This is a genomic window from Coprobacter sp. (assembly GCF_982436375.1).
This window is the reverse complement of record NZ_CEWDCG010000129.1, coordinates 1-9,039: the sequence shown is the minus strand read 5'-3', so window position 1 is coordinate 9,039 and position 9,039 is coordinate 1. Positions and strand designations below refer to the sequence as shown.

General features: G+C 39.4%; 6 protein-coding genes. 3 read left to right on the top strand and 3 right to left on the bottom strand.

Annotation, left to right across the window (positions count from 1 at the left end):
* Positions 1–1,034: DUF5689 domain-containing protein (locus tag AC1WHX_RS08175; protein ID WP_481229128.1), on the bottom strand; the 1,034-nt coding region annotated here is incomplete at its 3' end.
* A gap of 19 nt (positions 1,035–1,053) precedes the next feature.
* Positions 1,054–4,056, bottom strand: a complete 3,003-nt coding sequence (locus AC1WHX_RS08170) for a carboxypeptidase-like regulatory domain-containing protein (RefSeq protein WP_122337415.1) — start codon at positions 4,054–4,056, stop codon at positions 1,054–1,056.
* A gap of 452 nt (positions 4,057–4,508) precedes the next feature.
* Here AC1WHX_RS08170 and AC1WHX_RS08165 point away from each other — a divergent pair, with 452 nt between their 5' ends.
* Together AC1WHX_RS08165 and AC1WHX_RS08160 are read left to right on the top strand one after the other, a co-directional pair.
* Positions 4,509–5,570, top strand: a complete 1,062-nt coding sequence (locus AC1WHX_RS08165) for an endonuclease/exonuclease/phosphatase family protein (protein WP_302545233.1) — start codon at positions 4,509–4,511, stop codon at positions 5,568–5,570.
* A gap of 264 nt (positions 5,571–5,834) precedes the next feature.
* Entirely contained in the window at positions 5,835–6,725 is an 891-nt protein-coding gene (locus AC1WHX_RS08160; protein ID WP_303115397.1) for a transporter, read from the top strand.
* Between the two features lie 257 nt (positions 6,726–6,982).
* Here AC1WHX_RS08160 and AC1WHX_RS08155 read toward each other — a convergent pair whose 3' ends face one another.
* Positions 6,983–7,231, bottom strand: coding sequence for a TIGR03905 family TSCPD domain-containing protein (locus tag AC1WHX_RS08155; protein WP_022390924.1), 249 nt, complete (start codon positions 7,229–7,231; stop codon positions 6,983–6,985).
* Positions 7,232–7,733: 502 nt separating this feature from the next.
* On the opposite strand from AC1WHX_RS08155, the gene AC1WHX_RS08150 reads away from it, so the two are divergent.
* On the top strand, positions 7,734–8,909 hold the full coding sequence (locus AC1WHX_RS08150) for an ATP-binding protein (protein WP_022390923.1): 1,176 nt from the start codon (positions 7,734–7,736) through the stop codon (positions 8,907–8,909).
* The last annotated feature ends 130 nt before the right edge of the window (positions 8,910–9,039 follow it).

Sequence of the window (9,039 nt, the reverse complement as noted above, 5' to 3'; positions counted from 1 at the left end):
GTTCCCGTATCGTCCGATACCTCTCGAGACATCGGATAACCGATATTGTATTTCTTACTCATATCATAGGTCGAAGGTGCAAAAACCGGACTCAACTGATGGGCATTTACATTCCCGGTTTTCTCGATAGAGCGACGTAATGAAACAAATTCGGTCTTTAAATCAGCATCTCGATCATTCTTCCATGTAAATTCGACATTCTCAATTTTGATCAACCGTCCGTACCAAGTAGAATCCAACGCTGCAATTTCAGCCATTGTCAATACAGCTTCTTCCGGTACTGTCACTTTACTCTTATCAGGCCATCCGATACGTTGAAAATGGTCATATACCATAGCATAAGGAATACGTCCCGGTTCATAACGGGTCTTGTCATCATTCCGGAAAGAGTAAACTCCCAATTGCGGCATTTCGGCATAACGTCCCATCATCAAACCGTTACATTTCACGGCAACCACTTGCCCTAACGGGAAAACACCGCTCAAACTTCCGGCATCTATCGCTACTTTCAACGATTGACGAGTATTCAAATCTTCCAAAACAAAATATTTGTAAATATTAGAAGCAGTATCCGCAGAAATAATACGCCCCTTTATATAAATATCTTGCGGACCTTCGATCGGATTCAATGTAAAGAGATTCTTATAAGTCTCTCCTTCTTCCCGATAAATGGTAAATTTCTTACCTTTATATTCGATCGGCAATTTAAGACGCCCGTCAACATATTCCGCTCCAATAATCGGATATTCCACATCGCCCTGATTCACCGTATAATAAGCGTTTTTTATACTTCCTGTCGCTTCATCTATCGGAGCATGATAACGTAACGTATCGTCTTTACCGAACACATACAAGCTATCGATTCGGTCATACATTGCCACCAACTCGCCGATAGACATATTTGCCGGCCAAACTCGAGGATCGTTTTCCGGTAAAACCGCCATTTCCTGCGTGATCTCATCATAATCATTCACACACGAAGTAAATGATACTGCCGCCAATAATGCACAAACTATATATTTAATCTTTTTCATAACTATTCTTCGCTAAAATTTAGAACTTGTACCCGAGATTTAAGAAACAGTTGAATCCCCATGCATAATAGTATTTATTCGGATAACGATCTACCAACTGAATATCTTTGGTCTGACTCTTATTATTACGTGCTATACGTCCCTGCTGGTAACCGCCGGTAACCATATCTTTATTATTCAAGATATTACTAAAGCTCAAATTAATATTTAACGACTGCTTGCGATTATTCAGATAAAGAACTTTTCCGACCGAAGCATCTAACATAAATCCGCCTTTCAACTTTTCTTGTGTACCGAACATTTCTACCAAAGCCTTGTCTTGAGCATACTTGCCGCTTTTTCTCTCTTCAGCCGTATATGTTCCTTTCTTACGATAACCGCTGTATTGAATATCCTGTCCGGCTTCATCTTGATAAGTACCGCCGTAATAGTTCATTTCGGTAAAATGAGAAGGAGAGAAATCGAGATAATTATTATCGAAATACGAAAGCGTTATATCGGCAAACCACATTTTCGGATGGAAATAATCCAAAGTTATACTGGCTGCTAATTGAGGCCCGTTATTTACCTTCAAATCTTTGATATATACCCGTTCACGAATATCCGACTTTTTAGCGGCTTCAGCATTTACAGGCAATTCTCCGGTCAACAGATTCGCACCGTTCTCCGCACTCATCGTTCCCATTGCGTCATCGGTATAACGATAATCACCGTAAGTTCCCGCCAGTTCGACAGAGAAGCTATTGTTCAGTTTTACGGAGATTCCGGCTTCGACACCCATATAACGTTTATTTACACCCGATAACGTATGGTTAATGTATGTACGGAATTCATCGTTGTAGTACCCTGTACCTTCTACTCCGTCACGGGTAATCGTATGGAATCCGGTAATACGCCCTTTAACAATCGGAGTCGTAAATTGGTAGGTCAGGTCATAAGAATAAATTTTTTCAGAAGGCAAATCTTCCAAACGATACTGTTTCGGATTCTTCGGATTCACCACGACTTTTTGTATTTGCGTGTCCTTAACACGAGGGGCGACATAAGCATACCCGGCATAAGGAGCGCGAGTCTCTACCAAGCCGTTCAAAACCAAACGTTGGCGACCGTTGATCTTATATACCAATCCCGCCTTGAAACTCGGATCATAAAAACTCAAGGATTTTCCTTTCCCGTAAGACTGAACTCCGATAACCGCAGCACGACCGTTCTCCATCTTTCCCTCACGCCAGAAAGTCGTATAAGTAAATCTCGCTGCATAAGAAAGATCGAATTTCGTCCAATTCCACTCATTTTGGGCAAATACCCCGGCTTTTACAATGTGCATATTATAGTCATACCCGAAACGATCACCTTCTACAATTTTCCGGTTCGGATGACGAAGGTCATTTTGTATAATCGTCATATTCCCGGTAAAGTCTCGTTCGGCAAACTGGTCAATATCGATCCATTGATTACCGCCTAACAGATCGTTCATTGTCTTGTAGTGCATACCCCTCGAATAATTGGCTTCGACTCCTGCCGTAAGTTTAAGACGACGGTTTATCTGATTTGAATAAACAGAGTTTAATGCCGTAGTCATCAAATCGTTATGACGTTCTTCCAACACATACTTGGCACTTCCGTCAGGGTTAGCGACATTATTCAAATAATTGGACTGATATAAGGAGTTCCAATTGATTTGCGTTACATCCGTATTATTGTTTACCCATTGCCCGGTCAGTTCATCCACTAAATCCTGATCTACATTACCCATTATCATGTCCATGTGATTCTGTTGGTCTTCAAGTCCATACGATCCGAGAACATCATTGATTTGATAACTCGGCAAATTGCGGTAATAATCGGGACGCGGATCGGCTGCATTATAAAAACCGAGAGCCGTATTACTGTAATTGCTATAATGGAATCCGAAACCGGTTTTTAAATTTTGCTTATCCGTAATCTTAAAATCCCAATTGGCAACGACAGTAGGATCGAAGCTGTTCACCACACGAGAACTTCTTTTTTTCCCATTCTGGTATCCCCAATACGGATTATAATAAATACCTCTGAAATCATAAACCTCCTGAGTCACTGCAGCCGATTGCGAACGTTTTGTAGGAGCTCCGTAAGTTGCCAATGAAATGCTATGACGATCATTGATCATTTTTTCTGCCGAAAGGAAATAACCCCAAGAATTATAGAATGTTCCTTCTATAATACCCTCTTTTGCCCAACGCCATACTGCAGATCCGGTAAATGCCCAGCCGTTATTCATCAAACCGGTAGAGTGTGTAGCCGTAGCCCGCATATTATACGAACGATTAGAATAGGCAACGCTTGCTTTTGTTCCGGCGGCAAATGCCGTAGCCCGAGTATTGATATTCGTCGTTCCTCCCAGACTACCGAAAGCAAACGGAGCATTTTCAATACCATTAATTACATCTTTATTTCTGAACGCATCATTCAGTCCGCCAAGGCTCGAATAATTGAAACGTCCCCGTTCCTGATCATTGAAATTGATACCGTTTATATAGGTCGTAGATGCCGACTGATCATAACCTCTTATAGAAAAACGCATCGGACTGTAATTGTAACTGGCAGCATTCAGATAAATATCATCTGAAGCTCCGGACAAATAAGAGGATGATTGAGAAGACGTCTCATTATCATCATCCAAGACCGATTCATCAAAAAGCTGTATATTCTCTTCTTGTTGACTGGCTTTCTCTACTCTAATTAAGGCGATATTGCCAAGATTGATTTTTTCATCCTTGCCAATCAGAATACTCTGCTGGTAAGGCTGGTAGTCTGCCGAAACGACTAAAAGTTCGTCGACTCCGGAAGATAAATTTTTGAAAATAAATACTCCGTCTTTTGAAGACGTTACCGAAATGTTCTTGTTTTTTAAAGAAACCTTAACACCGGCAACCGGTGCTTTGGTTTCAAAGTCTATAAGTACTCCTCTCAACGACGCCTTTTGAGCAAAAGCGGAAACACTGAAAAAAAGCATTATAAACAGCCATAAATTTCGATTCATAAAATACGTAGGTTTAGTTTATAATTTGTTGTTGTTGTGTCGTTATCATACTTTCCTATATTTTTAGGAGCGAAATAGTTGGGCAAATTAATATATTTTTTTTGATTATTCATATTACATTCGCATTATATTTTCTACACAGATGTGTTAAAAGTAAGTATTTGCTTTTCTTTTCAAAAGATGAGAGCGTTTGCAAATTATCAATCAAAACCCCATATACCACTCACTATAAATACATTACACGATACACGCAGATAAAATCCTTACAATTTTCTGAAATTTCATAGAAACGAGATGTTTATTTCATTTTTTTTTCGAATCTTTGTATTATGATATGCTGTTCTTACGCGGTTTTCAAAATTCGTTTTCCCGTAAAGCATGTTTAATATGCAAATACCAGTTATAAATTGTAAGGAATAATTTTACAGATTAGAAACTAAATATTTTGACTTATGAAAAAATGCAGTTTACTTCTGGCATTAATCTTTTTATGCTTCCTATCATTAAGTGCTCAAAACAATGAACAAAGGAAACAATTTGCCGTATATGCCGTTGCTTTTTATAACCTTGAAAACCTGTTCGACACAATCGACCAGCCGGACGTTTTGGACGAAGAATTCACTCCTCGTGGAGGAATGCGTTGGACTTCATTGAAATACAACAACAAATTGAAAAATATGTCCTATGCCATCAGCCAACTGGCTACCGACGGACCGTTTCCTCTGCCAAACGGTCCTGCAATCATCGGTATATCCGAAATTGAAAATCGGGGTGTAGTGGAAGACCTTATCAAAACCGGCAAACTGGCAGAAAGAAATTACGGAATCGTTCATTACGACTCACCCGACAGACGTGGCGTAGATGTAGGTCTTATATACGATAAAGATCAGTTTACTCTCGAAAACAGCGATAGTTTCAGACTGGTATATCCTGCAGACACCTCGTTGCGTACTCGGGATCAATTATTGGTAAATGGCATACTCGGAGGAGAACGGGTACATATAATCGTAAATCACTGGCCTTCAAGATTAGGTGGAGAGAAACAATCGAGACCTAAAAGAGAAGCAGCGGCAGCATTAACTAAACATATTGCCGACTCGGTACTGACTGCAGATCCGAACTCTAAAGTCATTATTATGGGAGATTTGAACGATGATCCGAACAATACCAGTTGCAAAGTTGTCTTAGGAGCTAAAAAAGACCAGAAAGATGTTAAGCCGGGAGGTTACTATAACACGATGTGGAACTTTTTTGACAAAGGTATCGGATCATTAGCTTATCAGGGATCATGGAATCTTTTCGACCAAATCATTATCTCAGAAAATTTTTTAGGTAAAGATCGTTCTACACTAAAATTTATCAAAGCAGAAATATTCAACCGAGATTTTCTGAAACAAACAGAAGGTAAATATAAAGGATATCCCAAAAGAACACATGCCGGAGGGGTATATCTGAACGGATATAGCGACCATTTCCCAACACTTATTTATCTGGCAAAAGAAGTAAACCGATAGTAAAACAGAACGTATCGATTATTCGATAATCCAAAAATCACACACTCTTTAAAGGGGTGTGTGATTTTTTATCTACCTCCGGATATTCTCCAATGAAAAAGCATAAGAATCAGACAAACAACAAATAATTTGTTATAACCAAAGTCTATCCCAATAATAAATCGTATTTTTGTACCATCAAAAAATTATAAGATACAATATAAGAGAGAAAGAGAAGCATAACGAAATTTTCTGATTGTTTCTCGTTTATTTTATATAATGATTATGTTGCAAAAGCTTAAAACATATATGCTGCCTATCGCCATGATAGCAGGGGCGATATTTTATAAATATATCGAATCAGTATCTTTTTTGACTCCTTACCTTATCTTTTCTATGCTGTTGATCACCTACTGCAAATTGTCTTTACGCAACATGAATATATCCCCGCTTCATTTTTGGTTACTATCGATACAAATATTCGGAAGCCTGCTGGTCTATTACTTTTTGTTACCTCTCGACTCGATGATAGCAGAAGGAACATTTATCTGTATATTCGCTCCTACGGCAACAGCGGCAGCCGTTATCACAGGTATGTTAGGAGGCGATATAGCCTGTTTGGCCACATATAGTCTTCTCAGTAATATGACCGTAGCCCTGACATCTCCCATCATCTTCTCTTTCATGGAAGCACACGGGACAATGCCGTTTTGGGAATCATTTCTGGTTATATGCAAACAGATGATCCCTCTCCTCATCTTGCCATTTATTGCAGCAATTTTTCTGAGGAAGTTTTTTCCTAAAGCACATAATGCCTTACAAAACCGTCAAAGCATATCATTCTATATGTGGGCTATATCTCTCACTATAGTGATGGGAAAAACAGTTTCTTTCATAATCAATCAGAGATCGGGAAATATCAAGGAAGAAATTTTAATTGCTCTTTTCGCACTAATCGCCTGTATCGCTCAATTCATTATCGGGAAATGGGTCGGATATAAAAACAATAATTTAATCGCCGGAGGTCAAGGATTGGGGCAAAAAAATACAGTGCTTGCCATTTGGATGGCACTTATTTATCTGCATCCTTTAGCTTCCATAGGACCAGCATCTTATGTCGTGTGGCAAAACAGTATCAACTCATGGCAACTTTGGAAAAAACAAAAACGACAATAATAAACTGAAATGTATTTATTGCAACTCTTTCAGACTTCTTTCAAAGAAAAAAGAACATACAAACAGCCTCAGACAAAGTTACCAAACAGATTCTAAGAGCCTGTCTAAATTTTTCCGACAAAAAAATATTATCAGGTCATTTTTGTGTTTTCTTCCGGTCTTTTTCCCGTTTTCACTCGTCAGATAGCCTGCTATCATCCTCATAAAAACAGAAAAACATACTCCGAAGAAATTCTCAAATCTGACCCGAGTAAAATTCAGACAGGCTGTAAGGCCCTTAAGGCCTTGCATAATTGATCGGGACAAGAAGTAGAACGTACTCCGCAATGAATCCCTTCTAAACGGGAGATAACATCTTCGACTCTCATTCCTTTCACCAAAGACGATATTCCCTGTAAATTACCATTACAACCTCCTTTGAAAACGACTTTTTCTATTCTCCCATCCTGCACTTCCAACTCAATATCAGTACTACACGTTCCTTTTGGTTTATAGTTTATTTTCATTACATCCAAATATATTTACCGCTACAAAATTATAGATTATAAACGATTAAGACAATACAACTTTTTAATTTATAAAGCATTCTATGTTTTCGTGTAAGTAAAACACAGTTACTGACAGTCCTTTTCGGAGCAATCTTATGAATACGGAATGGTAAGAAAAAATTATCAATAACGTACAACACATCGTTTGGGATATGTTCGTAACCTTGCTTTCGATCATTACATAATTTCGAATTCATCGTGCAATTATCAATAACAGATATGACAAAAAAAGACATTCAAAAACAGCAACGCAGCAATGTAGACACTACGAGATGAACGGTATCTTCAAGTATATAGTGAAACTATAGCAGATGTCTTTATCCAACCTTCACCAACGGAAAAAAGAGAAATTTACCGATATAACAGGGAAAAGCAGCATCAGGCATGAAAAAATATTCCGAGAAATTTGTGTCGCAATAAGATTTATGTAATTTTGTAGTTGTATTTCAAAATTACATAAATGAATATAGAAACAAAATATATCCGCCGGGAATTATCCGCCGTGATAGAAGAGGCATATCGTTACTTCTCAGTCATAACCATTACCGGTCCACGTCAGTCCGGTAAAACTACACTAATCCGGAATTTGTTTCCGCACCTACCGTATTACTCTTTGGAGAACCTCGATGTACGGAGTTTTGCCGAAAATGATCCGATAGCTTTTCTGAACCAACATGTGAAAGGCATGATTCTTGACGAAGTACATAATGCACCAAATCTTTTGTCATATATACAAGGTATGGTGGACGAAGACGCAGATCGGCGATTTATTCTTTCGGGCAGTTCGCAATTTGCCATGCTGAAAAAGGTCTCACAGTCTTTGGCAGGACGTACCGCCGTTTTCGAACTATTGCCCTTATCCTATTCTGAAGTACGGGAAACTGTCACCGATACACCGCTGGACCATCTGCTGTTCAACGGATTCTATCCCGCGATCTATTCGGGGCGTAACGTGCCTAAATTCCTCTATCCGGCATATATGAAAACCTATCTGGATAAGGATGTTCGCGATTTACTGCAAATTAAGGACATGATGCAGTTCCATATGTTTATTCGGCTTTGTGCCGGACGTGTCGGCTCGCTATTCAAAGCCTCCGAACTGGCGAACGAAATCGGTATCAGCTCCCACACAGTTACAGCGTGGTTGTCCGTGCTACAAGCATCCTATATCGTGACTCTGCTGCCCCCATATTTCGAGAATACACGCAAACGGCTGACCAAAACACCCAAGCTCTACTTTATGGATACGGGACTTGCCTGCTATCTGCTCGGTATCGAATCCTCGGAACAACTTTCACGGGACAAAATGCGAGGGGCACTGTTCGAAAATTTCATCGTAACGGAAGCATTGAAACGGCGGTATAACCAAGGCAAGGAGAGCAACCTCTATTTCTACCGGGACTCAAACCAGAACGAGATCGATCTGTTGCTGAAAAAAGGTTCGGGATTGTACGGTATCGAAATCAAGTCAGCTATGACCTACCATGAGGATTTTGAAAAGACATTGAAACAAATGAACAACTGGATCAAAGTTCCCATAGAGGGCAAGGCGGTAGTCTATGCGGGCACACTCGAAAACACCACCGGAAAAATCAGTTTGCTGAATTATGCCCACTTGGATGATGTGCTGGAGTAAACCATCAAAGTTTATTCAACTCACCATCCTACCACTGCATAGAAATTCACAATTCACCGCATAAAATGCAACGGTACATCAAAATAACAGAATAACAAACAACTAAAGACAAATATGAAGCAATCGTTTT

Coding starts and splice junctions, on each gene's coding strand:
- AC1WHX_RS08150 (WP_022390923.1), top strand. CDS start 7,734: ATGAATATAGAAACAAAATATATCCGCCGGGAATTATCCGCCGTGATA.
- AC1WHX_RS08165 (WP_302545233.1), top strand. CDS start 4,509: ATGAAAAAATGCAGTTTACTTCTGGCATTAATCTTTTTATGCTTCCTA.
- AC1WHX_RS08155 (WP_022390924.1), bottom strand. CDS start 7,231: ATGAAAATAAACTATAAACCAAAAGGAACGTGTAGTACTGATATTGAG.
- AC1WHX_RS08170 (WP_122337415.1), bottom strand. CDS start 4,056: ATGAATCGAAATTTATGGCTGTTTATAATGCTTTTTTTCAGTGTTTCC.
- AC1WHX_RS08160 (WP_303115397.1), top strand. CDS start 5,835: ATGTTGCAAAAGCTTAAAACATATATGCTGCCTATCGCCATGATAGCA.